Annotated in this window: 24 protein-coding genes; 11 read left to right on the top strand and 13 right to left on the bottom strand. The window is 68.6% G+C overall.

What is annotated here, in order from left to right; all coding sequences use genetic code 11:
* The first annotated feature begins 113 nt into the window (after positions 1 to 113).
* Both KY501_RS10995 and KY501_RS10990 read left to right on the top strand, forming a co-directional pair.
* Complete coding sequence (locus tag KY501_RS10995) at positions 114 to 1,139, top strand: dipeptide epimerase (protein WP_224362807.1); 1,026 nt, start codon at positions 114 to 116, stop codon at positions 1,137 to 1,139.
* A complete protein-coding gene (locus KY501_RS10990; RefSeq protein WP_224362806.1) occupies positions 1,136 to 2,338 on the top strand; it encodes a DUF819 family protein in 1,203 nt (400 codons plus the stop codon). Before KY501_RS10995 ends, KY501_RS10990 begins: the two co-directional genes overlap by 4 nt.
* 20 nt (positions 2,339 to 2,358) lie before the next feature.
* Here the strand turns inward: KY501_RS10990 and KY501_RS10985 are convergent, their stop codons facing one another.
* Together KY501_RS10985 and KY501_RS10980 are read right to left on the bottom strand one after the other, a co-directional pair.
* Positions 2,359 to 2,598 carry a hypothetical protein gene (locus KY501_RS10985; protein WP_224362805.1) on the bottom strand — a complete coding sequence of 80 codons (240 nt, stop codon included), beginning with the start codon at positions 2,596 to 2,598 and terminating at the stop codon, positions 2,359 to 2,361.
* A gap of 92 nt (positions 2,599 to 2,690) precedes the next feature.
* The gene (locus KY501_RS10980; protein WP_224362804.1) at positions 2,691 to 3,881 is read right to left on the bottom strand and encodes an EamA family transporter; all 1,191 of its coding nucleotides are present in this window, start codon (positions 3,879 to 3,881) and stop codon (positions 2,691 to 2,693) included.
* 183 nt (positions 3,882 to 4,064) lie between these two features.
* Here KY501_RS10980 and KY501_RS10975 point away from each other — a divergent pair, with 183 nt between their 5' ends.
* Entirely contained in the window at positions 4,065 to 5,498 is a 1,434-nt protein-coding gene (locus tag KY501_RS10975) for an aminotransferase-like domain-containing protein (RefSeq protein WP_224362803.1), read from the top strand.
* A 37-nt stretch (positions 5,499 to 5,535) separates the two neighbouring features.
* The gene (locus KY501_RS10970; RefSeq protein ID WP_224362802.1) at positions 5,536 to 6,000 is read left to right on the top strand and encodes a hypothetical protein; all 465 of its coding nucleotides are present in this window, start codon (positions 5,536 to 5,538) and stop codon (positions 5,998 to 6,000) included.
* Positions 6,001 to 6,009: 9 nt separating this feature from the next.
* On the opposite strand, the gene KY501_RS10965 is transcribed toward KY501_RS10970, so the two are convergent.
* Positions 6,010 to 6,489 (bottom strand): cupin domain-containing protein, encoded by a 480-nt coding sequence (locus KY501_RS10965; protein WP_224362801.1) that lies wholly within the window; start codon positions 6,487 to 6,489, stop codon positions 6,010 to 6,012.
* A gap of 28 nt (positions 6,490 to 6,517) precedes the next feature.
* The gene (locus KY501_RS10960) at positions 6,518 to 7,615 is read right to left on the bottom strand and encodes a hypothetical protein (RefSeq protein WP_224362800.1); all 1,098 of its coding nucleotides are present in this window, start codon (positions 7,613 to 7,615) and stop codon (positions 6,518 to 6,520) included.
* Between the two features lie 19 nt (positions 7,616 to 7,634).
* Here KY501_RS10960 and KY501_RS10955 point away from each other — a divergent pair, with 19 nt between their 5' ends.
* A complete protein-coding gene (locus tag KY501_RS10955) occupies positions 7,635 to 8,009 on the top strand; it encodes an Mpo1-like protein (protein ID WP_224362799.1) in 375 nt (124 codons plus the stop codon).
* A gap of 110 nt (positions 8,010 to 8,119) precedes the next feature.
* A complete protein-coding gene (locus KY501_RS10950) occupies positions 8,120 to 9,724 on the top strand; it encodes a hypothetical protein (protein ID WP_224362798.1) in 1,605 nt (534 codons plus the stop codon).
* Positions 9,725 to 9,737: 13 nt separating this feature from the next.
* On the opposite strand, the gene msrA is transcribed toward KY501_RS10950, so the two are convergent.
* Complete coding sequence (gene msrA / locus KY501_RS10945) at positions 9,738 to 10,397, bottom strand: peptide-methionine (S)-S-oxide reductase MsrA (RefSeq protein WP_224362797.1); 660 nt, start codon at positions 10,395 to 10,397, stop codon at positions 9,738 to 9,740.
* Between the two features lie 118 nt (positions 10,398 to 10,515).
* Here msrA and KY501_RS10940 point away from each other — a divergent pair, with 118 nt between their 5' ends.
* Positions 10,516 to 12,294 (top strand): Sapep family Mn(2+)-dependent dipeptidase, encoded by a 1,779-nt coding sequence (locus tag KY501_RS10940; protein WP_224362796.1) that lies wholly within the window; start codon positions 10,516 to 10,518, stop codon positions 12,292 to 12,294.
* Between the two features lie 18 nt (positions 12,295 to 12,312).
* Here the strand turns inward: KY501_RS10940 and KY501_RS10935 are convergent, their stop codons facing one another.
* On the bottom strand, positions 12,313 to 14,370 hold the full coding sequence (locus KY501_RS10935; RefSeq protein WP_224362795.1) for a sensor histidine kinase: 2,058 nt from the start codon (positions 14,368 to 14,370) through the stop codon (positions 12,313 to 12,315).
* 265 nt (positions 14,371 to 14,635) lie between these two features.
* On the opposite strand from KY501_RS10935, the gene KY501_RS10930 reads away from it, so the two are divergent.
* On the top strand, positions 14,636 to 15,598 hold the full coding sequence (locus tag KY501_RS10930; protein ID WP_224362794.1) for an ornithine cyclodeaminase family protein: 963 nt from the start codon (positions 14,636 to 14,638) through the stop codon (positions 15,596 to 15,598).
* Positions 15,599 to 15,647: 49 nt separating this feature from the next.
* Here the strand turns inward: KY501_RS10930 and KY501_RS10925 are convergent, their stop codons facing one another.
* Entirely contained in the window at positions 15,648 to 15,932 is a 285-nt protein-coding gene (locus KY501_RS10925; RefSeq protein WP_224362793.1) for a PRC-barrel domain-containing protein, read from the bottom strand.
* 216 nt (positions 15,933 to 16,148) lie between these two features.
* Here KY501_RS10925 and KY501_RS10920 point away from each other — a divergent pair, with 216 nt between their 5' ends.
* Complete coding sequence (locus KY501_RS10920; RefSeq protein ID WP_224362792.1) at positions 16,149 to 16,442, top strand: YgaP family membrane protein; 294 nt, start codon at positions 16,149 to 16,151, stop codon at positions 16,440 to 16,442.
* Positions 16,443 to 16,448: 6 nt separating this feature from the next.
* On the opposite strand, the gene KY501_RS10915 is transcribed toward KY501_RS10920, so the two are convergent.
* The gene (locus KY501_RS10915; RefSeq protein ID WP_224362791.1) at positions 16,449 to 17,162 is read right to left on the bottom strand and encodes a hypothetical protein; all 714 of its coding nucleotides are present in this window, start codon (positions 17,160 to 17,162) and stop codon (positions 16,449 to 16,451) included.
* A gap of 120 nt (positions 17,163 to 17,282) precedes the next feature.
* Positions 17,283 to 18,194 carry an NmrA/HSCARG family protein gene (locus KY501_RS10910; protein WP_224362790.1) on the bottom strand — a complete coding sequence of 304 codons (912 nt, stop codon included), beginning with the start codon at positions 18,192 to 18,194 and terminating at the stop codon, positions 17,283 to 17,285.
* Between the two features lie 261 nt (positions 18,195 to 18,455).
* On the opposite strand from KY501_RS10910, the gene KY501_RS10905 reads away from it, so the two are divergent.
* A complete protein-coding gene (locus KY501_RS10905; RefSeq protein ID WP_224362789.1) occupies positions 18,456 to 19,622 on the top strand; it encodes a hypothetical protein in 1,167 nt (388 codons plus the stop codon).
* A gap of 93 nt (positions 19,623 to 19,715) precedes the next feature.
* Here the strand turns inward: KY501_RS10905 and KY501_RS10900 are convergent, their stop codons facing one another.
* Entirely contained in the window at positions 19,716 to 20,546 is an 831-nt protein-coding gene (locus tag KY501_RS10900) for a hypothetical protein (protein WP_224362788.1), read from the bottom strand.
* A 217-nt stretch (positions 20,547 to 20,763) separates the two neighbouring features.
* On the opposite strand from KY501_RS10900, the gene KY501_RS10895 reads away from it, so the two are divergent.
* On the top strand, positions 20,764 to 21,369 hold the full coding sequence (locus KY501_RS10895; RefSeq protein ID WP_224362787.1) for a hypothetical protein: 606 nt from the start codon (positions 20,764 to 20,766) through the stop codon (positions 21,367 to 21,369).
* A 49-nt stretch (positions 21,370 to 21,418) separates the two neighbouring features.
* Here the strand turns inward: KY501_RS10895 and KY501_RS10890 are convergent, their stop codons facing one another.
* The 3 genes from KY501_RS10890 to KY501_RS10880 all read right to left on the bottom strand — a co-directional run bounded on the left by KY501_RS10890 (position 21,419) and on the right by KY501_RS10880 (position 24,136).
* Positions 21,419 to 22,213: a hypothetical protein gene (locus KY501_RS10890; RefSeq protein WP_224362786.1), complete on the bottom strand. Its 795-nt coding sequence runs from the start codon at positions 22,211 to 22,213 to the stop codon at positions 21,419 to 21,421.
* Positions 22,214 to 22,363: 150 nt separating this feature from the next.
* Positions 22,364 to 23,053, bottom strand: coding sequence for a class I SAM-dependent methyltransferase (locus tag KY501_RS10885; RefSeq protein ID WP_224362785.1), 690 nt, complete (start codon positions 23,051 to 23,053; stop codon positions 22,364 to 22,366).
* 168 nt (positions 23,054 to 23,221) lie between these two features.
* Positions 23,222 to 24,136, bottom strand: coding sequence for a hypothetical protein (locus tag KY501_RS10880; protein ID WP_224362784.1), 915 nt, complete (start codon positions 24,134 to 24,136; stop codon positions 23,222 to 23,224).
* Positions 24,137 to 24,509: the final 373 nt, after the last annotated feature.

Here is a 24,509-nt window from a genome sequence, read left to right as displayed (position 1 = left end):
TCTGAGTCCTGGGGTACGGACAGGGTGGGGAGTATCCCGAATTGGCGGGGCCGTGTCCGTAGCGAGGGAAAGTCGTGCTAGAGGGCCAGGCGACCCGGAGAGCCCTGCCACCCATGCCCCCTTCCCTGACTTCTCGCGTCGTCGAGCTGCCCCTGCGCCACGCCTGGACCATCGCTCGAGGCACCAGCACCTCGAAGCGCAACGTCATCGTCGAACTGCGCTCCGGTGAACATGTGGGGCTCGGAGAGGCCGCGCCCAACGTGCGCTACCAGGAGTCCGCGGAGACGGTGCTGGAGGCCCTGCGGACGTTGGAATCAGCGCTCAGCGGCGATCTGCGGTGGTATCGGGATGCCTCGGAGGCGGTGCAGGAGGCCCTTCCGGGCAACGGCGCGGCGAAGGCGGCGCTGGACATCGCGGTGCATGACCTTGCGGGCAAGGCGCTCGGAGCGCCGCTGCACCGGCTGTTCGGGATCGACCCGGCGCGCATGCCCATCACCTCCTTCTCCATTGGAATCGACGAACCCGAGACGCTCGCGCGCAAGGTGCGCGAGGCCGAGCCGTACCCCGTGCTCAAGGTGAAGCTCGGCGCCGATCGCGTGCGCGAAGTCTTTGGTGCGGTGCGGGCCGTGACTCCCAAGGTCATCCGGGTGGACGCCAACGAGGCCTGGCGTCCCGAGGAGGCGCTCCAGCACATCGAGTGGCTGGCCACGCAGGGGGTGGAGTTGGTGGAGCAGCCCCTGCCCGCGGCGGACGTGGAGGGCGCGAAGTGGTTGCGAGCCCGCTCGCCGCTGCCGCTGGTGGCGGACGAGTCGCTGATTCGCGCCTCGGACGTGCCGCGTCTGGCCGAAGGCTTCCACGGCATCAACGTGAAGCTGCAGAAGGCTGGGGGCATCCACGAGACGCTGCGCATCATCGACGTGGCCCGGGCCTGTGGGCTCAAGGTGATGATCGGCTGCATGGTGGAGACGTCGGTGGGCATCGCGGCGGCGGCGCACCTGGGGCCGCTGGCGGACTGGTTGGATCTGGACGGCAACCTGCTCATCTCCGCGGATCCGTACCGGGGACACCCCGTGGTGCAGGGGCGGATCCAGCTCGGGGAGGGGCCGGGGCTCGGCGTGGAGCCGGTGACGGGCGCGTGAGTCCGGCACTCATCCAGGATCCGATGTCGGTATTGGCCGTGTTGCTGGGCGTGGTGGGGTTGCTGTTCCTCGCCGACCGGCACCCGGTGTTGCAGCGGTTCTTCCGCGTGGTGCCGCTGCTCGTCTTCATCTACTTCGTGCCCACGCTGCTCTCGAACGTGGGCATCATCCCTCTCGAGTCCGAGCTGTATCGTTTCGTCCGGGTGTACCTGTTGCCGTCCAGCTTGGTGCTGTTGGTGCTGTCGGTGGATCTGCCGACGATTGCGCGGCTCGGGCGCAACGCGGTGGTGCTCTTCCTGGCGGGGGCGGTGGGCATCGTCCTGGGAGGACCGCTGGCGTACCTCGCGCTGGGCTGGCTGGTGCCGCCGGAATTGGGAGACCAGGCCTGGAAGGGACTGGCGGCGCTGAGCGGCTCGTGGATTGGCGGCAGCGCGAACTTCGTGGCCATTGGCCAGAGCGTGGGAGCCCACAACAGCACCCTGAGCATGATGGTGGTGGTGGACGTGGGCGTCTCCAACATCTGGACGGCGGTCCTGCTGTCCTTCGCGAACCGGGAGCATCAGATGGACGCAAAGCTGGGAGCGGACCGGCGCACGTTGGATGCCGTGCGAGGCGAAGTGGAGCGCTTGCAGGCCGAGACGGCACGGACCACCAGCCTGGCGGATCTGCTGTGGATGCTGGCCATCGCCCTGGGGACGACGGTGGGGTGCACGGTGCTCGCATCGAAGCTGCCGAACCTGGGCAGCATGGTGACGGGCTTCACGTGGGTGGTGCTGTTGGTGACGACGGTGGGCGTGGTGCTCTCGTTCACCCCGGCGCGGAGGCTCGAAGGCGCGGGAGCCAGTCGCCTGGGCTCGGTGTTCCTCTATCTATTGGTGGCCACGATTGGAGCGCAGGCCGAGTTCCGTCGCTTGCTCGATGCCCCCGCGTTGGTGGCTGTGGGCATGCTGTGGATGGCCTTCCACGCAGCGGTGACGCTGGGCGTACGGCGGCTGTTGAGAGCGCCCATCTTCTTCGCGGCGGTGGGCTCTCAGGCGAACGTGGGCGGGACGGCCTCCGCCTCCGTGGTGGCGGCGGCCTTCCATCCCGCGCTGGCGCCGGTGGGTGTGCTGCTGGCGGTGCTGGGTTACGTGCTGGGCACCTATGGCGGGTTGCTCAGCGCTGCGATGCTCGAGCAGGTGTACCAGCTCCTCCACTGAGGAGCGGCCCGTGTCGGCGGCTAATTCTCCTCTTCCCTCGTCGTCTTCTGGAGCGCCCTCAGGATATTCTTGGAGGTCGCAAGGATCTCCATGTGGGTGTGCTGCATGACGTCCATGCGCGCTCTCAGGATCTGCTGGGACGTCACGAAGTCCTGTCTGAACTCCAGCAGCTGGGACTTGAAGTGCTTGTAGTCTTGCTGGTGCTCCCGGAATTCCTGGAGCAGCTGCAGCACCAAATCCCCACTCATCGTCGCTGCCATCTTTCCCTTCCTCCGTGTTGGTACCACTCACTTGCTCACGAGCGAGTGCATCCTACCACAGAGGTTGGGACTTGCCAGCCCACCCTGACACGTCACTTGCCGCGAACAGGCATCAGGCGCACGCGGCTTCGCACCCCCGCGAGTACGCACAGCACCACGAGCAGCGCGGCGCCGATTGTTCCCCGGCCCACCGTTTCCCCGAGCAGCAGCACGGACCAGAGCAGTGTGAGGAGCGGCTGGAGCAACTGGAGCTGGCTCACCCGCGCGACACCTCCGAGCGCCATGGCCCGGTACCAGGCCAGGAAACCCAGGAACATGCTCACCAGCGAGACATAGCCGAAACCTAACCACGCCCGAGCACTGGCCTCGGGTACGTGCCCTCCCACCGAGATCGCCACCACCGGGGCAAGCACGGGAGCCGCCATGACCAGCGCCCAGCAGATGACTCGCCAACTGCCCAGCTCTCGCGCCAGCGCTCCGCCCTCCGCATAACCCAGCGCTCCCGCCGCCACCGCGAGCAGCACCAGCCCATCTCCCGCTGTCAGCCGTCCCGCTCCTCGGGTGGTTGCGAAGGCCAGCACGCACACCACTCCCAGAGCTGAGGCGAGCCAGAAGGCTCCGGAGGGCCGTTCCCGCGCGCGCAGCACGGCCGCCACCGCCGTGGCACCCGGCATGATGCCTACCAGCACAGCACCGTGCGCCGCTGGCATGGCGCGCATCGCCAACGCCGAGAACAGCGGAAAGCCCACCACCACTCCTCCCGCCACCAGCGCCAGGCGCGGCCAATAGCGACGCTCCGGGAGCCGTTCACCCCGCACGGCGAGCAGCACTCCCGCCAGCAGGGCCGCCACCAAAGCCCGTCCCAACCCGACCAGCGTGGCCCCCAGTTCCGGCACTGCCACCCGGGTTGCCGGAAGCGTGAGGCTGAACGCCGTCACGGCGATCAATCCCAGCAGAAGTCCCTCTCCCAGCCGAGGCCCGGGCTCGGTGTCTCGCGACAGCTCGAAGTGCGCTGGCCGCAGCGCCTGCACCACCACCAGCCCCGGTTTCTCCATGCGCAGCGATTCGCCCGCCCGCAGGATGTGATCCGTGGCATCCCCTTCCCGCGTGAGCCACACCTGGCCCGCGTGGCAGGTGAGGACATGCTCACCCGCGTGAGCCCGGTGTTTCCAGAGCGAGCCGGGCGCCAGCGATACCGCGCCATGCACATCCACGCACTGCGCTGGCAGCCACTTCGCCGCCGCGCCGCGGAGCCATCCCGAGTCGAGCAGAAGCCCCATCATCGTTACCTCCAGTCCGGCCAACGATGCGCTCTGCTCGAAAACAAGAACAGATTCAGCTGATTGGAATTGTGACCAATACAGTTGTTAGAGTGGAAACTGTGCTGGTCGAGTTGGAGACCGGCTGTACCTGGGCAGCGTGAGCGCCCATCGCTATTCACAAGGGCCCAGGGGAAGGCACGCACGATGGACACAGCGCACAGGGCGAAGCTGTACGAACAGGTAGCCGAGCGGCTCGGCGACGCCATCTCAGCGGGGACGCTCCGGCCGGGTGAGCGGCTGCCCTCCGTCCGAGAGCTCAGCACGCGCGAGCGGGTGAGCATCTCGACGGTGCTCCAGGCATACCTCCACCTGGAGTCCATGGGGCTCGTCGAGACGCGGCCTCAGTCCGGCCACTACGTGCGGCGGCGCGAGCGGCCCCTGCCCGCCGAGCCGCAGATGTCCCGCCTCGTGACGACCGCCAGCCCCGTGAGCGTCAGCGCCATGGTGGCGCGCATGTACCGCGCCGCGAATGATCCGCGCATGGTCCAGCTCGGCACGGCGGCACCCTCACTGGAGCTGCTGCCCATCCAGCGCCTCAACCGCGAGCTGGCGGCACTGGCTCGCAAGGAGGGAGCCAAGGGGATGGCCTACGACATGCCTCCCGGCAGCCCGGAGCTGCGCAGGCAGCTGGCTCGCCGCGCCTTGGAGTGGGGGTGCGCGCTGGGCGCTGAAGACTTCATCACCACCATTGGCGGCTCGGAGGCCATCCACCTGTGTCTCGTGGCCGTGGCACGGACCGGGGACACCATCGCCGTCGAGTCCCCCGCCTACTACGGCACCTTGCGAGCCATCGAGGCGCTGGGGCTGAAAGCCGTGGAGATTCCCAGCCACCCACGGCATGGCATGGAGCTCGAGGCACTGGAGGCGGTGCTCAACAAGCGGCGCGTGGCCGCCGTGCTGGTGGTGCCCAGCTTCAGCAACCCGCTCGGCAGCTGCATGCCCGAGGAGAACCGCCAGCGCCTCGTGCGCATGTTGGCCGAGCGAGACATCGCCCTCATCGAGGATGACATCTACGGCGACCTCTACTTCGGCGAGGAGCGCCCGCGGCCGTGCAAGGCGTTCGACACCGAGGGGAACGTGTTGCTGTGCGGCTCCTTCTCCAAGAGCCTGGCGCCGGGCTATCGCGTGGGGTGGGTGGCGCCTGGCCGCTACCGCGAGCGCGTGGAGCTGCTCAAGTTCGCTCAAACGTGTGCCACGACCACACTGCCCCAGCTCGCCATCGCGCGCTTCCTCCAGGGCGGCGGGTATGACCGGCACCTCCGCGCGCTGCGGCGCCGGGTCGCCACGCAGGTGGCGCGAATGACCGAGGCCATCGTCGAGCACTTCCCCGAAGGCACTCGTGTGACGCGTCCGACCGGAGGCCTGCTGCTCTGGGTGGAGCTGCCCTCCCAGGTGGACGCGCTGACGCTCCAGACGCGGGCGCTGGAGGTGGGGATCAGCATCGCGCCCGGACCCATCTTCTCCGCGCAAGGGCAGCACTATTCCCACTTCATCCGCCTGAACTGCGGCCACCCATGGTCTCCTCGCATCGAGGCCGCCATGTCCACGCTGGGCAGCCTTGCTCGCAGCTTCGCCTGAACTCGCGTGTTATCTCCTCAGTCCAGGAGGTACGAGGATGCAGGAGCGAACCGAGGTTCCCTTGTTCCAGCTCCCGGTGCCGGGCGGGCCGTCGCGCGGCACCCTGGATGCCTGGCAGCGGCGCGACATGCTGGTGGCCCTGCTTCACCCGGGCTGTGACATCTGCCATGCGCTCCACCGCTCTTTGCAGGCCCGCGCTCCGGGCTGGCAGCGGGAGGAGATCGAGGTCTACTCCGTGGTGCGTCCGGGCCGGCCAGGCGAGGCGCTCCCTCCTGGAGCGCTCGGCGACTCGGAGGGCCGTGTCTCCCAGGAGTTGGCCCAGGCGTTCGGAGCGGATCCGGGCGGCGCCCGGCTGGCCGTCGCCAACCGTTTCGGTCTGCTCTACGCCGTGCTGGATATCCACGGTGGCCCCACGGACGCCGTGCTGCATGAGGCGCTGGAGTGGGTGGATCTTGCCCAGCGCCAGTGTGGCGAGTGCTTCGCGCCCCTCGATTGGGACTGAGGCGGACGCCTACTTCCCGTCCTTCTTGTCCAGGCGTGGACCCTGGCTGAAGCGCTGCTCGGGCCCGGGTCCCGCGTAGACCTGCACCGCGCGGAACGACTCCTGGGAGACCACCTGTGCCGAGTGCTTCGCTCCCGCGGGGATGTACACCGCGTCCCCTTTCTCCACCCGGAGCTTCTTGCCGTCCACCGTCATCTCCGCGGCGCCTTCCTCGACATAGAGGATCTCCGCGCTCGACTCGTGCACGTGCTCGGGGACGGCGGCACCCTGGTTCAGCTCCAGCAGCGTCATGGAGGCCGCCGAGGCGCCCGTGGAGGCATTGAGCAGCAGCGTGGCCGAGCCCTTGCCATTGGCAATCTGGTAGCGCGGGGCCTCCTTCGTTGGCACTCGGTAGCGAGGGGCGGCAGCGGGCTCTCCCGCCCAGGACAGCGCGGCGATGCCCAGCACCGCGGCGCTCAACAGGGGCAGCATCTTCCGGGTTCGCGTCATGCCCCAGGCTTTAGCACGCCGATGTGCCTCAGTGCTCCCCGCGGCGCGCGTCCGCGGGGGCGTTGGGGTGGCGCTGCAGCAGCATCCGGAGCTGGGGCTGCCGCCGCACCGCCTCCTGCTTGAGCAGGTGGGCCACCAGGGCGGGTGGTGCCGCGCTCCAACGGGCGATGTTCTGGATGAGCAGCGGGGAGCGGTAGGTGCGGCCACAGAGGATCGACGCCGTCTTCCCATCCACCGGCAGCCCTGACAGCGCCACCAGCGAGCGGCCCTCCGTGTTGAGGATCAGCTCCGCTTTCTCCTCTGCCGGGCCGGAGCCGAAGCGCTGGCGCAGCAGCTCTCGGGCCGTGCGCCGCGTGCCTTCTGGGATGTCTCGATCGATCGATAGCTTGTGCAGCTCCATCAGCCGGCGGCTGCTCCACAGGCGGCGGAACAGCCCCGAGGGCAGCTGCGGATTGCGCACCAACCAGCGGCGCACGCCTCCGTCCGCCGCGAAGGCCGCGTGCGCGCATACCGCCTCGAGCCCCGTCGGGTTGCGGTGGTGGCGGACGATGAGCCGCGCGTGTGCCAGGCCCGTGCGAGGGTTCTCCATCACGGCCTTGATGACGGCGGGCACCGGATCGAAACAGAAGGCGGACAGCTCCGGATCCGCCGCGCCGTGGGCCCGAGCGGCGCGCTCGTCCTCGGTGAGCGGGTGCAGTCGCGTCTCGAAGATCTGCCGATAGTTGCCCAGCGCCTCGGCGGGCTCATCCTCCTCGGCGGATCCGGACTTCTCGGAGTCCGAGGCCTCGGATGCGGAAGACTCGGAGGGGGCATCTCCGGCTTGGGGCTCCTCCGGGAGCGCCTCCAGCGTGGGGGGCTCGGAGACTTCCGGGACGGGGGCTCGGGGCGCGGGAGGCGCGGCGCGGGCCGGAGCTCTCGGAGCCTCAGGGGAGGGTTGCAGGGCGCCCTGCTCCACGAGCCGGGAGAGGATGCCCTGCAGGCGTTCAGGAGGAATCCCTGTGAGTGCGGGCAGTTGGCGGATGGAGGTATGTCCATCCAGCCGCGAGAGAACGAACCCCTCCTCCGCGCTGAGTGTCAGGCGCTTGAGGTCCACCGACAGGTTGGGCTTGGGGGTCCAGTCTGCCATTTGCGATGATACCTACTCCATGTCCGAGCGCATCCGCACCTATGCCGAGTTCTGGCCGTTCTATCTCCGCGAACACTCGCGGCCCGCGACGCGCTGGCTGCACTTCGTGGGCACCACTGTAGGGCTGGGGATTGCCATCACCGCCATCGTCCTGGGCCGGGGGCTGTGGGTGTTCGGCTTCCCCGTCGTCGCCTATGGCCTGGCGTGGATCGGCCACTTCGGCATCGAGAAGAACCGGCCCGCTACCTTCAAGTACCCACTGTGGTCCTTGATCTCCGACTTCCGGATGCTGGGGCTCATGGCCGTGGGCCAGCTCGGTCCCCACCTGGAGCGGGCGCAGGCGGCTCGCCCGGCAGAGGGTGGCGGCACGGCGCAGCCGGCCCCCTCTCGCTGATCCAGGCGCGATGGCGATAGGATGCCCGGCGTCCCTGGGTCTCAGGGGTGAATAAGCTGCCTGCTTGCTCGTCCCTGCCCCGACCCTCTCGCTCCCGCTCCATTGCCCGAATGCGCTCCCGATTCCAGCTCTCGCGTCTCTCCCCGCTGCTCTCACTGCTCGCGTTGACCGGCTGCAACACCGCCTACCGCGAGGCCATGTCCCGCGCCGAGGACGCCGCCATCCGCGGTGACTTCATGGCCGCGGCCCATGCCTACCGCTCCGCCTGTGCCGCTTCTCCCGATGATGAGAAGGCCTGTAGCCGAGCCCCCATCTTCGCGCAGAAGGCGACGGACCAGGCCATCGTGACCGCGCGCCCGGCCTGCGATGCAGGCGACCTGGACCAGTGCCTCCCGCCGCTCCTGGCGGCCCGCGAGCTCATCCCGGACCACCCCGAGGTCAACTCGATGCTGGCGAAGGGCAGCCAAGTCCACATTGAGTATTGCTCCAAGTGGAAGGCGGATGGCTCGCTCACCACGGCGTCGGCCGGACTCGCTTGCCTCCAGTCCCGAAGCGCGCAGCTCCCCGTTCCCAGCTTCCAGTCGCTCGTCGCAGACCGCGCCAACCAGCTCTCCTCCCGCTTCGGGCAGCTCGCTGCCACCGCGCAGGGGCCGGGCTCCGCGGGGGCCGCCAGCGTGCTGTTGTCCGCGGCGCAGTGCCTTGCGCCCTCCTCGGATGCGGGTTCGCGCGCGGATCAGGCCCGCCAGGGCTTCCTGAGCCAGAGCGCCATTCCCGTGGGCGTGCGCGTCGACGGGAAGATGCCGCCCTCCATTGCCGATCAGCTCACCCGCATGTGCCAGAGCGTGGCTGGAAACCTGGCCCCCGCGGCGCGGTGCGCGGAAGGGGGTATCGCCCCCGGCCAGCCGGATCCGCTCGAGATTCGCGTGAGCGCGCTCATCCAGCGCACCGTGGAGCGCATCACCGAGGACGTGCGCAGCCTGCGCTACGTCAGCGGCACGCGGCAGGTCCACAACCCCGAGTTCAGGGCGGCACGGGAGCGCCTCGATATCGCCGAGCACAACCTCCGGGATGTCGAGGCGGCGAGGCGAGACAGGGAGCAGGCCTGCGAGCAGTCCAAGCGCTCGCACGAAGCCTCCTGCGCCGGCTGCACCGACAAGAAGTCTCCCTGTGATGAGGCGCGGGAGCTGTCCGACAGGCGCGACGCCCGCCTCCGCGAGCGCGACGACGCCCGCCAGTACCTGGGCAGCATCCCCGAGACGCTGACCGAGGAGGTGTACGACGACTTCCGGTACTCCGTGCTCACCCACCGCTGGTCGTCGCCCTACCGCTTCTCGCTGCAGTCGAGCTCGCCGGGCTCTGCCCCCACGCCGGAGCAGGCCGGAGAGCTGAGCTTCGAGGACCAGGAGCACGTGGGCTTCAGCCCCGGCGGGCTCATGCCGGATCCGCTGGAGGTTCCGCCCACGGTGGCCTACGCGGACCTCTTCATCCGGCAGGTGGCGCCCTCGGTGTTCACGGCGGTGCAGAAGGAGAGCGTCGCCCGAGGCTCCGCGCGCCGGGCTCAGTGCAGCGCGCTGCCTGAGGACTGGGGCGTGAGTTGGGTGCAGTGTTGGGCCGAAGCCTCGCTCTGGGAGCGAGGCCAGGAGCCCCAGGTGACCGAGTTCCTCAGCCTGCTGGCCAGCAGCGGCGGAGCCTCAGCCCAGCCGCAGTGCCGCTGAGCCGCCCGCCAGCCTAGCGGCTGGACACTCCCACGCCCACCGGGCAGCTGACGCCGGTGCCGCCCAACCCGCAGTACCCGTCCGGATTCTTGGCCAGGTACTGCTGGTGGTAGTCCTCGGCGAAGTAGAACTCGGGCGCCGGGAGGATCTCCGTGGTGATGGAGCCGTAGCCGGACGTGCCGAGCGCCTTCTGGTAGGAGTCCCGGCTCTGCTCGGCCGCGCGCTTCTGGGCCTCGTCGAAGTAGTAGATGCCGGAGCGGTACTGGGTGCCCACGTCATTGCCCTGGCGCATGCCCTGCGTCGGGTCGTGGTTCTCCCAGAAGACGCGCAGCAGCGCGTCGTAGCTCAACTTGGCGGGATCGAAGATGACGCGGACCACTTCGTTGTGCCCCGTCATTCCCGAGCATACCTCGCGGTAGGTGGGGTTGGGCGTCAGGCCCGCCGCGTAGCCCACCTGGGTGCTGTACACACCGGGTACCTGCCAGAACTTCTTCTCCGCACCCCAGAAGCAGCCCAAGCCGAATACGGCCTGCTGCAAGCCAGCGGGGTAGGGCCCCTTCAGCGGAGTGCCCAGCACGAAGTGCTTGTCCGGGACGGGCATGGGCTCCGGGCGGCCCTTGAGTGCCTCGTCCGGCGTGGGGATCTTCAGCTTCTTCGGAGAGAGAAGGAACATGCCTGCTGTTTAGCCACCTGGCCGCCGGTTTTCATCTCCCCCTGAGGCGGAGCGGGCCCCGGTTGGTCTCCGGGCGGCCGGTGCCGGGCTGTCCCGGGTAGGGTAGGGTTCGGGCGCCATGTGTTCGCGTTCTTACACTCTTGCCCTGTGTGTCCTCGCCCCCGTGCTGGCGCTCGCCCAGACCGCGCAGAGGCTCACGCCCGCGCAGCTCCGCGAGCAGGAGCGCCAGGCTCGCCTCCTGTCCGAAAAGGCGAAGCAGCGCGGCGAGCGTGCCAAGGAGAAGAAGGGCAAGGAGGCGGAGCCCAAGCCCGCCAACTGCAAGCTCACGGGCAGCAAGCGCGCCGCCCAGTTCTCCGAAGAGGCGCTGCCCGGCATCTCCTCCAGCGATCGCTATGCGCTGTACGTCGGCGCCTGCGGGCTCGAGGACGTGGTGGACCTGACGCAGCGGCTCGTGCGCTTCAAGACGGTGGGCGACGACAAGCCCGCTGCGAAGAACCCGGCCATCCTCGCCATGGGCCAGTTCCTCCAGCATTGGGCGAAGGCGCGTGGCTTCGGCTTTCGCGTGGCGGGCCGCAATGACGTGTTCGAGATCTCCTGGGGCCAGGGCTCGCCTCGCTTGGGGCTCGTGTTCCACGGTGACGTCGTCCCCGCGCCGCCCCAGGAGTGGAAGCGCAAGCCCTTCGAGCCGAAGGTGCTCAATGGCCGCCTCTATGGGCGCGGCGTGGTGGATGACAAGGGCCCGCTGGCCACGGCGCTCGTCTCCTTGGCGATGGCCAAGGAGCTTGGGCTTGAGCCGCAGAAGGGCAAGGTGCTCGTCATCATCGGCAACGATGAGGAGGGCACCTGGGCCGGCATGCAGGAGTACGCCCGCACCGAGGTGGTGCCCACGTACACCATCTCCGTGGACTCCGCGTACCCGGTGGTGGTGGCGCAGTCCGGCTTCGTCTCCCTGTCGTTGGAGGCGGCGGTGGACACGCCGGACACGAGCGGCTCTGCGATCCTGCTGCCCGTGGACGCCACCGCTGGCGAGTTCCTCACGCAGGTTCCTGGCAGCGCCTCGCTGAGCCTCCTGCCGTACGCCGGCAAGTCGGTGGAGGAGGGGCTGGCCGCGGTGAAGGCCGCCGTGGAGGCTGTGCGCAAGGAGCGGCCCGGGCTCAAGGCCGAGGTGAAGACGGCGCCCGTGCCCGGCGCGGGCAAGGGGACCCGGGGCTCCACGCAGATCGTCCTCGCCACCCAGGGCAAGGCCATCCACTCCTCCATTCCCGAGGAGGGGCGCAACGCGCTCTGGGACCTGGCCGCCATCGCCGACAAGCTCCCGCTGGCGGAGAACGGGCTCGCGGCCATGCTGCGCACGGTGGCGCGCCGCTTCGACGGGGACCATCGCGGCGAGCGCCTGGGGTTCACCGAGAAGGATCCGCTGATGGGGACGGTGATCTCCGCGGCCACCCTGCTGCGCGTGAAGGACGGGAAGGTGTCGCTCGGCATCAACCTGCGCCGCCCGCGCTCCGAGGAGAGCAATGAGGACTTTCACGCCGCGCTCGACCATGCCGTGGCCCTCATCAACCAGGAGTCGGATGGGCGAGTCGTCGAGGGCCCGGGCCGCTACGTGGGAGATGCGCACGTGGCGGACAGCTCGGGGCCGCTCGTCACCACGCTGTTGGACATCTACAAACGTCACCGCAACATCCGCGAGCAGGTCTCCCCCATCTCCATCCGGGGGGGCACCTATGCCCGGCTCTTTCCCAACGCCGTGGACTTCGGGCCGGACCTGAAGGAGATGGGCGCGTACACAGGCCACGCGCCCGACGAATCCATCTCTCTGGAGCACCTGGGCCTCAGCACCCAGATGCTCTCGGAGGCCATCCACACCCTGGCACTCTCGCCCCTCGGGAGGTGAGTCCCGGGCGTGGGATGCCTACTCCGTGGTGCGAGGCCAGCGGACGGTGAAGCGCGTGCCCTCCTGGAGGTTGGAGCGCACCTGCACGTCTCCCTCATGCGCCAGGGCGATCTGCCGGACGATGTGCAGCCCCAGGCCCAGGCTCCGCGCGCCGCTCTTGCCCTCGTGGGGGCGCTGATCCTCCGGGCGGCGCTTGAACGGATCGAACAGGCGCGGCATCAGCTCGTCCGGGATGGGATCGCCCAGGTTGGAGACCTCCAGCATCACGTGGTCCCCTCCGTCGCGCAGCGTGGTGCGGATGGGCGTGTCCTCGCGCCCGTGCTGCAGGGCGTTGAACACCAGGTTGCTCAGCACCTGGGCCACCCGATCTGGATCCCACTCGCCCCAGGTGTCTCCCTGGACGTCGAAGAGGAGCTGGCGCTCGGGGAACGTCACCTGTAACTCCTCGAGCGCCACCCGGCACACCTCCGCCATGTTCATGCGCTGGCGCGTGACGGGGATGCCGCCGCCCAACCGGCTGCGCGCGAAGTCGAGGATGTCGTCGATCAGCCGGGCCATCCTCGCGCCGCTGCGGCGGATGCGCTCCACGGCCTGTCTATCCTTCTCGCCCAGGCCCTCGGTGCGCGAGAGCAGGAAGGCGGAGGCGGTGATGGCGCCCAGCGGGTTGCGCAGATCGTGCCCGAGCACCGCCAGCAACTGCTCGCGGAAGGTGAGGGCCTGCTCGAGGGCCTGCTCCGCCTGTTTGTGCGAGGTGATGTCCAGCAGGATGCACCCGATGCCCATCAGCTCACCGGACTGGGTGCGAACCGGGTAGTAGCTGCCCACCCATGTGCGAGCCTCGGGACGGCTGGGCTCGGGCTCGGTGGTGAACTCGAAGGGGCCCGAGGGCTCGCCTGTCTCCAGGACGCGGCGCAGGACGGGCTCCAACTGATCGACCAGCGGGGGGCGCACCACCTCGCGCAGGGTGCGGCCCAGGTGCGCCTCCACGGGCATCAGGTTGATGGAGGCCAGCGTCTCGTTGACGCGCAGGTGGCGCAGCTCGCGATCCATGAACGCGATGCCCACGGGCGAGCTGGCCAGCAGCGTGTCGACCATGGCCAGCGAGCGCTCAGCCTCCTCGCGCGCGGCCTGCTCCCGGGCGCGCAGTTGGGCCTGGATGATCAACGCCGTGGCCCGGCTGACCGTGATGCGGAACAGCAGGGTGTCCGCCTCGGAGAAGGCATAGGCGGTGCGAGAGCCCATGTACGCCACGCCGACCAGGTGGTCTCCCTCCAGCAGCGGCACGCCATACAGCGCGTGCAGGCCCAACTGCCCCAGCGCCTCCTCCTTCAGCAGCGGATCCGTTGAAGCCGAGCGCACCGCCAGCGGCCGGCGCTCGGCGGCGACGCGGCCCGCGAAGCCCTCGCCCACGCGCACCCGTTGGCCCACGGTCTTCTCCGCCTCCAGGCCCGTGGCGGCCCGCACCCGCAGCGTCCCATCCTCGCGCAGCAGGATGGTGGCCGAGTCCACTTGCAAGGCGGACTCCATCAGCAGGGCGAGCAGGCGCTGCAGCAGGGTGTCTTCGTCTGGGCTCTCCAGCGCCGCTTGCATCATTCGATCCAGCGCGTTCAGAGTGCGCTCCCGCAGGCGCGAGTAGCTCAGCACCGAGCGTGTCACCGCCTGATCAATCAGCTCGTCCAACAGGGCCAGGGTGCCGGGCGCGGGGTGGACGGCCGATGCCTCCAGCCTCCGGAGGATGCTGGTGCGCAGCAGCCCATACTCATAGGTGAGCTCATGAATGCCGAAGCCCTGGTTCAACCGGGCCAGGGCGTGCACGTCGGAGAGGACGCCCGGGAGCTGGAGGGGAATCCCATGCGTCTCGTGAGCCAGTGCTTCGGTGATGCCGTCCAGCAGGGCGGGGATGTGATCCACCAGCGGCAAATCCGCCCCTCGGCGCGAATGCAGCGCGTGGGTGGACAGTTGCCAGTCCGCGATGATGTCCTGGCGGTGCACGCGCAGGAAGGACGCCAGCCGGTGAGGCTCCTCGGGATCGCGGGTGGGCTCCAAAGCCTGGGGACGTGGTTCCTGCTCCAGCATCGAGACCTCCGGGACGACCTCTGGCTCACGCCCAACCTCACTCTGGGCATGATGGGACAACCGTGCCCGTACCGGGATTTCCATGGCGAGCAGACCGGGGCCGGAGTGGCTGGGACCCCCGAGACCCTCGGTGGGATGCCTCCCATGCCTGCCCGCCCGCACCCCGGGGACAGGTGCCGCGTTGTGTGTGAACAACCGAGCGTCCCCAGGATGGATGTGACGATGTTCGGCGAACGCCCTCGTGCTCGGCTAGGTTGCTTCGAAGATGAGCACACTTCTCCTCACCCGCTCGGATGTGTCGCGAAACCTGCAGGCCCTCACCTTGCTGGCGGACATGCGCGAGGCGTTCCGGGCGGATGCGCTCGCGCGGACCGTGGCACCTCAGCGGACGCGTGTACCCCTGCACACTGAAGGTACGGCCATGGTGCTCTTTCCGGGCAGCTTGCCGGGAGTGCCCGCCTACTCGGTCAAGGTGAGCGCGCGCTTTCCCGCGGCCAACCCCCCTCTGCAGGGCGTGCTGCAGTTGCATGATCTGGCCACCGGGGAGCTGCTGGCGGTGATGGACGCGGCGCAGTTGACGGTGGTGCGCACGGGAGTGGTGGGCGCGCTGGGCACGGACGTGCTGGCCCGCCCGGACGCGAGCCGCGTGGCCCTGCTGGGCGCAAGCAACCGAGCCGTGCTCCAGCTCAAGTCACTGCGGCTGGTGCGCTCGCTGTCCCAGGCCTTCGTGTACGACACGGACTCCGCGCGCGCGGTGGCCCTGGCCCGGCGCATGTACCAGGAACTCTCGTTGCCAGTGCAGGCCGTGAGCTCGGTGGCGGAGGCGGTGGAGGAGGCCGATATCGTCGTGACCACGGGGGAGGGCGGGCCGGCATCGCTGACTGCGGAGCTGGTGCGTCCGGGCATGCACATCACCGCGTTGGGGACGGATGAGCTGGAGCGGGTGCAGCTGGCGCCGGAGCTGCTCGCGCGCGCCACCTTCGTGTGTGATCACCGGGGGCTGGCGCTGTCTGGCGGAGCGGTGGTGAGCCCCGGATTGACTGAGGCCTCCATTCACGCGGAGCTGGGAGAGATCATCGCCGGGCTGAAGCCGGGACGGACCTCGCCCGAGCAGCTCACGGTGTTCTGTCCGGTGGGGCTGCCCTTCCAGGATCTGGCCGCCGCGTGGCACGTCTATCAAGCGGCGGTGGGAGACGAGGACGTGCGCCGGGTGGACTTCCACGCATGAGGTGGGCCCGCGTGGAACTCGGGACGCGCGTCCTAGAGGATCGCGCTGCTCATCGGTGTGAACGCAGGGGCAGGTGGGCCAGCGGCTTGCGCGAGTGAACCTGGTGGGGCACTTCGCGAGGCGCGGCGAAGAGGCTGTCCTGGCCGTGCTGGAGCAGCACCTCTCCATGAGCCACCTCGCGCACGTCCGAGAAGCGGACGGCGAAGTCCCTGCGGCGGAAGAAGCCCTTCTCCACGATGAGCTCCTCGTCCGTGATGTCCACGATGCGCCCGAGCTTGTGCCCGTCGATGCTGCGCACCGTCATCCCTTTTTGGATCTCCGATCGCTCGAACATGCGCTCTGCCCCCTGAGCCGCTCTGGGCTCGCGGCCCTGGAGGGAAGTTGTGGCCTGGACACATGGGGTGCACTGGTGAGCCAGCGGGATGGCGGGCCCTCGCCTGTTCCTGAGTCATGAGCCCCTGGGAAGCGGGAGGGCGAGCGAGCGCCTGAGCGGAACAGGGAGCGGTGGTGTGGCCCGGGCCCATGTCCATCTTCGCCATGGAGGTGCCGCATGCTCGTTGGCTTCATGGTCTCGCGAACGGGACGATGGCTCCGCATCCTGGCGGGGGCTGGGATGGTATTGGGAGGGCTCTCGTCCAGCTCGCCACGAGGTTCGGTGGTGGCGCTGGCGGGGCTGGGGCCGCTGTTGGCGGGCGCGCTCGATTTGTGCCTGCTCGGCCCGCTCTTCGGCCACCCCATCCGTGGCGCGGAGGTCCGACGGAGCCTGGGGCTGCCCGCGGAGCTGCGACTGTTCAAGACACGCTATGAACAGCTCTCTCCGCGCGCCCGCATGCTGCTGCACTGAGCTGGCTCAGTGGACCTCGAACGGGATGCTCAGTGAGCCAAACGGTTCACCCGTGGTGGCGTCCACCAGCGCCACCTTCAGGGTGGCCTGAGCCTCTGTCCGAAGGGGCTCCTCGAAGTAGAGGAAGCCCTGGCGGGACTGCCCATCCTCCAGCGCGCCCTCCGCGAGCGCCATGCGCAGCATGTCCTGGCTCGGCAGGGACGCGGTCTCGGTATCCGAGACACATGTCAGGCAGGGCGGCGCGGTGTAGGGGGAGATGCCATTGTAGGAGTTGTACGTCGTGTCATCCGGGGATGGCACTGCTCCGGTCGATGTCCTGTTCTGGTACGCGCTCCGAGGAGGGCGCCAGGTACCGTACACGTCCCGGGCGGGCTGGAAGGTGGCGTCCCTCATGGCGAGGATCTGGCCCAACTCCTTCGGAGCCCGCGCGACATACTGCTTGCGGCCTTCGAGCTCGAAGCCCTCGTAGCGGATGCTCAGGGCCCGGCCGCTGCGGTTCTCCACCCGGACTTCGATGGGGGTGAAGTGCTGCTCGAGGTTCCGAGGCTGGCCCTTCCAGTTCGAGGCGTACGCCACCAGCATCACACCCTTGTCGCCGGTGACAGCGGCCGTCCCGTCCTCGGTCAGGGGAACCATTCCTGACTGAGGGCGCAGCAGCCCATTGTGTGTACAGCCCGCCGTGACCAGCAGTGCGACGACTCCGAGCCAGCGCTTCCGCATATAGGAGACCTCCCTGAGGTGGCGTCCACTGTAAGGCGCCCACTCAGGAGGGACATAACGACCCTTCCAAAAAGCAAATGTCTCCCAATTGCAAGAGCAAGGGCTCTCTATGTCATTGACTCACGGTCCCGAGTGCGTTCCCAGCCCGCCCTCGGCGCGGGTGGCACCGCCGATGAAGCTCCAGTCCTGGCCGCGCGCCCACTCCTCGAAGGTGTGCCAGCCCAGCTTCGAGAATTCGTGACGCAGGGTGAGGATGTCGGCGTGGTAGCCCACGCGATCGAGCCATTCATACATCAGCGCCTTGTCCTCGCTCTCCTCGCGGAGGAGCGCGAGCGGCAGTTGCTGGTAGTGCAGCCGGTGGCCGCTCGCATACGAGAGCAGATCCGTGGCCTGCTGGGGCGTCACTTCGTCCGAGGCGACGTCGATGCGCTCGCCGATGAAGTCCTCGGGGTTGTCGATGACGAAGGCGACGAAGCGGGCCAGATCCTCCAGCGCCACCATCTGCAGGCCGTGCGTGGGAGGCAGGGCCAGGCTGAGGACTCCGGACTGGAGGCCCTCGCGGACCAGGGGGCCGGTGAAGTTCTCCATGAAGAAGGTGGGCCCGATGATGGTGTGGGGCAGGTTGGAGCGGCGCAGGTAGCGCTCCACCTCGTGTTTGCTGTCGAAGTGGGGCACACCCGTGTGGTGATCCGCCCCCGCCACCGAGGAGTAGATGAAGTGCTTCACTCCGGCCCGCTGGGCGGCGTCCACCAGGCTCACGCCGTGTTGCACCTCGGCCTCGATGCCCGCCTCGTAGGGCGTGGTCATCGCATAGACGACTTCCACGGCGCGGAAGGCGTCCTCGAGCGAGCTGGTGTCCTCGAAGTCACCGAGTGACAGCTTTGCTCCCAGGCTCTCCAGCTCGTGTGCCACGGGGGAGTCCGGGTTCCGGGTGAGGGCCACCACCCGGCGTCCCTGGTAGAGCAGGTGACGGGCCAGTGCGCCGCCTTGTCGGCCCGTGGCGCCAGTCACCAGGATACGGGGAAGATCCATGTGCGCTGCCTCCAGCACATCTGTTGCCTGTAAGCTGCGCGTGCCCCGAAGTGGCCGCGAGCAGCCCTTTCGTGCCTGGATGCTGGCCGGCCAAGGGGATGGAGTCGCGACCGACCCGCCTTGTTCTGAACTCGAAACAGACGGTTCCTGGACGTGCGGACAGCATCCAGGCGAGCATGCTAGGCCTGGGAGGCTGCGAATCCTTTCGAGCCCTCTGCGGCGGGTGTCATGGAGAAGGACAGATTCTGGTTGGGTTCCCGCATGGCAACTTCCGATGAAGAGTCCCCAGGGGCCGAGACGCTCGTCAGCGAGGATCTTCAGGACACCTACGTGCTGCTGCTCGATGCGGGGGCCGGCCGAGGCATGTCGTGGGTGAAGGATGTGCCGCCCTCCTGCTACCTGGAGACGAACGTCACGGTGGCGGCACAGCTTCGGTCGGGCGAGCTTCCGCCGCTGAGTCTCTCCGAGCCGCTCACGGTGCCGGAGGGCAGCACGCTGCGCTGGGAGGCCTCGGGAGAGGGGCAGGGGGCACAGGGTCGGCTCCACGAGGTGAGCCGGTTGGATGCGCAGTTGATGCGCGTCACCACCACCTCCATGCGGGGGCAGGTGGAGGATCCGTTCGCGGGGCTGGAGCCGCTCGGCGGCGAGGTGCAGGGCAGCGCGCTGCCGGTGCTGGAGCGCTCGCTGGGACGGACGGCGGATCTGGAGCTGTCCCGAGAGGGAGCGCTGGGGGCGTATCATCACTTCGTGAGCACGGGTGCCGTGCCGCTGGCGGATCCCGACGGTGGGGTGCTGCGCTCGGGGCGCGTGGCCGTGTTCACGCAGCAGCGGGCGTTGGTTCCGGAGCTGAGCTTCCTGCGGCAGTTCCGGAGGCTGGACGCCGAGCGGGTGCTGAACGTGCAGTGGTCGGCCGAGTACGACGATGGGAGCGTGGAGGTGCGCGCGTCGGCCCGGTTCACGGGGCGGATGGTGCTCTGGCACGTGGTGATCGACTCCGCGGGGCACCAGACGCACGGGGACTTGTCGGTGGTCTTCAGCCACCTGTCGCCGGAGACGGTGGCAGCGCTGGCGCGGGGCTTGCGCGGCGAGGCGGAAGGACTGGAGGGGCGGTGGCACGCCGAGCTGCTGCTGGCGGACCAGGAGGTCATGCTGTGGAGGGATCTGGCGCGCCTGCGGGTGTGTGAGCGCAATGGCATGGATCCGGAGCGCTTCGAGCGGGAGGCGCGCACGGAGGCGATGGAGCTCTGGGAGGGCGACGTGGGGCTGCAGACGCTGGCGCTCGCGCGGACTCCGGACGAGGTGGGCGACATGCTGGTCCGCCTGGGCAATGACGCGGAGTCCGCTGCCGACTCACTCGCGAGGCTCATGGTGGATCTCGGAGCGCCCCTGGAGGGGACGCTGCGCATCGCCCCGGCCCAGTCCACCTGAGCAGGCCCCTCCCGGTCCGTTCTGCGCGAACCGGTATGCTTGTCATACCAGTTCGGTCCGATGCGGCCGGCAGTGGGGCTCCTGCTCGAGGCTTTAGCGTCTCTTCGCCGGACGCCGCGTCGTAGTGGCCCGTTTCGTTTTTGCCTTCGCGGTAGGCTTCGCGCTCCCACGGGCCGTTCGGGCTACTGCGGTCGTGTTGGCGATGCGCTTCGTTCCCCGGGCTGTCTTGCGCGCAGGAGTTGTCGCCTTGGCCACCTTCACCGGCTTGCTCGGCCTGGCCTTCGGAAGATCCTTGGCCTTCGGGAGGGCTTTGGCCTTTGGGCGGGCCTTGGCCTTCGAGAGGGCCTTGACCTTCGATGGAGCCTTGGCCAGTTGTTTGCCCGTGCTTCTCCGCGCGACGGTGGTGTGATGCGCCCTCTTGGCGGCTGCGCGCTTCACGGGTTTGCGCTGAGGGATGGCACGCTTCGTGACTGTTTTTACAGTCGGGGTGGGCTCAGCCTCCAGCGTCGGCTCCACCGCTTCCTGTGGAGGGACCTGAACTTGTGGCGCTGCCTCCATCTGGGGAGGCTCTTCCGAAGCGGGCGGCTCTGCTTCGAGCTGCGTCGGGTCTTCTGAGGCAGGCAGATCTGTTTCCCTGTCGTCGGCTGCCTCTTCCTGGCGCTCGTCGGCTGCCAGAAGCTCCGTGGGAGGTTGCTCGTCCATCTCGTCGGAGGACTCCGCGAGCATCTGTTCCGTCTCCCGCTCCATCTGCCGTGCCTGCGCCCGCATGATTGTCTCCGCGTGGTGCTGGCCGTAGTGCAGTCCCTCCTGCTCGGGCAGAGGTGTCTCGCTCTTCAGCGGGTGATGGCTGTCGTGCGTGGCGCCAATCTTGCTCGAGTCCGGTGTCGCTGCCGTGAAGTGATCGAAGCTGTAGCTCCTGGGCATGCCGCTCTCCTTTTCGCAGGGGCATGCGAGCCCCCGGAGGAAAGGTAGGCAGTCCCCTCAGCCTGAGAACGACTCGAAGCAGGCAGGCGAGCCAGGGCTGCTTGGGGCCGAGTGGCCAGCGAGAGGGCCTGGCCCGGTGTTCTCAGGCAACGCTCTGGGGTCGTGGCCTCGCTCGGGAAGTGGCAACCCGCTCGGGCCGTGCCATGTTGGCCGCCCTATGAGCAAGCGCGACAAGTCGCCCTCCTCCGAGCTGGTTGCCGCCGCCGAGTCCCTGGAATCCCAGCTCCTTCGCTTCGAGTCCCTCGCGGACCAGCTCCGCAAGGCCCCGCTGAACTCCGAGAAGAGCCTGGAGCGCGCCTCGAAGTTGCTCCGGGACGTGGCCGAGCAGGATCAGGTCCTCAATGCCAGCGTGAGCGCGCTCGTGGCGGCTGTGACGGCGGCGCGCGACAGGCAGCAGATCCAGGCCGAGGCCGTCAACGCTCGCGCCCAGGAACTTCAGCAGCGCGCGGAGACCTTCAAGGCGCTCCTGGAGCGCTATGGCGCCCTGGGGCAGAGCGCCGCCGAGCTCAACCAGCGGATGCAGGAGTTCGCCGCGCAGCGAGCCAAGGCCCAGACGCCCGAGCAGAACACGGAGCTCATCTCCACCCTGGACACGCTCAACCAGCGCATGGTGGAGGTAGCCGATGAGGCCCAATCCGTCACCGGGCTCGCCGAGGAGCAGGACTTCACCGACGTGGGGCGGCAGTCGGACTCGCTGCGCCAGCAGTTGCTCTCCGCGCGCAACAAGCTGAACCTGCTGCGCAAGGGGCTCGCCTCTTCCTGAGGCCGTGCCCGGGCGTCAGCTCGGAGCTGTATCGGGGGCGAGACCAGCCCTACGCCCGCATCAGGGAGCGCAGGTTCTCGTGCTGCCAGCGCAGGGCCGCGTCGAGCAGCGGGAACGCACGTTCGCGTTCGAGGAACTCCGCTGAGTGTGAAGAGGGGCAGTTCCCCGTCTCGTCCGGAAAGAGCGCGTGCAGCATGGCGTGGAAGACGACCGAGTCCACGACGAAGGCGGGGACGTGAGGCTGATCGAGCGCGGGGTGGACGCGGATCTCCCGCAGACGAGCGTCGTAGGTAGCCAGACGGATGGTCTTTCGGGACTTGCGCCCCGGGCGCCGTGCCCAGCCGATGTCCGCCTGAAGTTGCCCCTGGAAATGCGTGACGTTGAGGCGCTCGAAGGTGGGCTGCAAATCAAAGCATTGTCCACGAGCCTTCAGTGGAGCGCCGGGCCGGCGTGTGCGCCGCACCTGGGTTCGCTGTGCCCGGGTGTACTCCTCCAGCATGGCCCGCGCGCGCGCGTCTCCCTGCCCTACGAACGTGGCAATGGCTCGCACCACGGCATCCGGAGCATCAAGGAAGAGGTGGTGGACGCGCAGGCGCAGCTCCTCGGGGTGGCGGCGGAAGCTGACCAGGGTCGCGCGGTTGTCGGTGAGGGTGAGGTGGACCGGCAGCTTCAGCAGGGAGGACAGCTGGTGCGCCAGCTCGGCGGCGCGAGGCAGGGTCTCGGCTCGGGCGGGCAGGGCACGCTGCTCGCTTGCAGAGGGAGTGGGCGTCCCATCCCTGGGCGAGCGAGTGCTCTCGGGCTCGGGGTGGGAGGACCCCGGCACGCTGAAGAGCGAGAGCTGCATGGGCGGCCCCAGGCTCATGGCCCACAAGTTAAGTCCACCCGCGGACGGTTCCCAGCCCCTTGATGGCCGGGAGTCCACGGCCCGACGCTCGGATTCGCTCCAGACCCGTACCGCGCTGAAAGAGAGGGCCGGGGTCCGGTCCCGAGGGCCTCACTGGCTGGAGGCGGGCTGGAGGAACAGCAGGTAGTGCTGCGGAAGGTCGTTGTACTCGGAGACGATGGTGTAGCCCGCGGTCTGGGCGGCGGCGACCAGAGGCGGACGCATCGCCCGCAGGTGCGTCACCGCGATACGGCCATTCGGGGTGAGGGCGGCACGCAGCTTGGTCAGGTACGCCACCCGGTCAGCGAAGAAGTGATCCACCTCGGAGAGAAGGATCAGGTCGTACTTGCCGGGTTCGAGCCCTGGGTCGTCCGCCGGCACCTTCCGCACCTCGATGTTCTTCCGCTCGGACACCCGCGCGCGGAGCTTCGCGAGGGCGTCATCGTCGATGTCGGTCGCGACCACTTGTCCTGTCGGGCCGACCGCCTCCGAGAGCCGCACCGTGTAGTAACCGAGCCCCGCACCGACATCCGCAATCCGCTGTCCTGGAGAAATCGCCAGCGCGGCGATGAACTTGGCGGGCTGACGAGACTGGTCAAACGCGGGATTCTCGCCTTCGACTCCGCCGATGCCATGCATCTCGAAGGGCTGCTCCGCCGCGGGAGCTTCGGCCTTTGCCGGGGCAGGCTCGGTGCGCTTCTTCTCTCCGCTCTCGGGGCGACATGCGCCTGTCGTGACCGTGACGAGACTCAGCAAGAGCCACAAGAGACGCCGGGAAGATGCATGAGCGTGAAGAATCATTCCGGTCACCGAGCCAGGGAGGGGACAGCGTGTGCTTCAAACCATGCAACCGTCTCCCAGTCGACCTCTTCTCGGTGGCGCTCAGGGCGGCCGTGCGCTCCAAAAGGCACGGCCCTCCCTCGCGGTGCGCGGGGAAGGGCCGGAGTGGAGAGCGCCAGGAGAATGGGCTCAGGAATTGCCGTCGGCCGAGGAGGTCTTCAGATCGTTGGCCAGCTTGGGGGCGAGTTCCGGGAGGCTGTTATGCATGAGCGCCCCGACCGGCCGGCTGTCGTCGAGGGGCCGCCTGTTCTCGACGATCGCGCCGGGCTGCTGGCGGATGAGCGGCTTGTTCAGGAGGGGCAGCGGAGTGTCCACGATGGCGCCGGGGGGGCGCGGCAGATCGAAGACCTTGTCGAGGTCCAACTGGGTGCCCGGCTTGCTGTGGCGGGTGATGTCGCGGTCGGCCGCGTCGAGCTTGCTGTCCAGAGAGGACTCCTTCTTCACGAAGGGATCCTTCTTGATGATGGGACTAATGCCGGAGAAGGGATCGTTGGGCTGGCGGGCCTCGGAGATCTCGCCCTGCTTGCCGAGCAGCTTGGAGGCCTCGGAGTTGGTGATGTTGCCGTTGGAGATGCCCTTGGCCACCTTGTCGATCTGATCCGCCTGGCGGGAGGGGTCGGCGTCCCTCGAGAAAGCCGCTGCCAGGTCTGGCACGCCCTTCGCGCCGGCATCCGAGATGTTCATGTCGGCCAGGGTCTGCATCAGGTTCAGCCGGAGGCGCTCATCGCCGCTGAGGGTGCCATCGGCCATGGCCTTCTTGGTGGCATCGGAGATGCCCTGCTGCTCCCCGAGGAGCTTCTCGGACTCGCCCGCGGAGATCTTCCCGTCGCGCATTCCGTCGGAGATCTGGCCCAGCTGCTGGCTCTGGGTGGAGCGCACGTTCTTGTCAGCGGAGGGGGCCTGGAAGGTGTCGCGAGGGATGAGGTTGACGAGCTTCTTCTCCGCGGTCTGGGCCAGGGGAAGCGTGGCCTGAGCCGTGGGCTGGGAGGCGGTGGTCGTTGGGGTCTGGGAGATGACGGGCTGCGGAGGGCTGGCAACGCGCATGACGGGGCTCCTGAAAGAGGGCCGACGGGGAAGGTCGGTCCGTATGCTCAGCCTCAGTGCACCCGGTGTGCCACGAGGAACAGCCGAGATGAGGAGCCGGTGGGCCCCAGCAATTTCAAGAGGTTGGGCGCATGGGGCCGCTGGGCGGAGAGGAACTGAGGGTGGCCTGCACCGGGTGATCCTGGTGACAGGCGTCTGCCACCGATGACTCCTGTCACCGCCCGCGGGTCCCGATCGCGCGCCCTCCCGAAGGCGTGGCGTGAGCACGCTGCTGTCCTGCCGCGTCATTCCCAGCCCATTCCCAGCCAGGTAGCGCCTTCCCCATAGAGGTGAACGTCGCGTCGTGAAAGGCATTCACCTCCAGGGTAGGACA

It is taken from the genome of Hyalangium versicolor (assembly GCF_020103695.1).
Taxonomy (GTDB): domain Bacteria; phylum Myxococcota; class Myxococcia; order Myxococcales; family Myxococcaceae; genus Hyalangium; species Hyalangium versicolor.
Note: the sequence above shows the minus strand (reverse complement) of the source record. Positions and strands in the feature narration are given on the sequence as shown.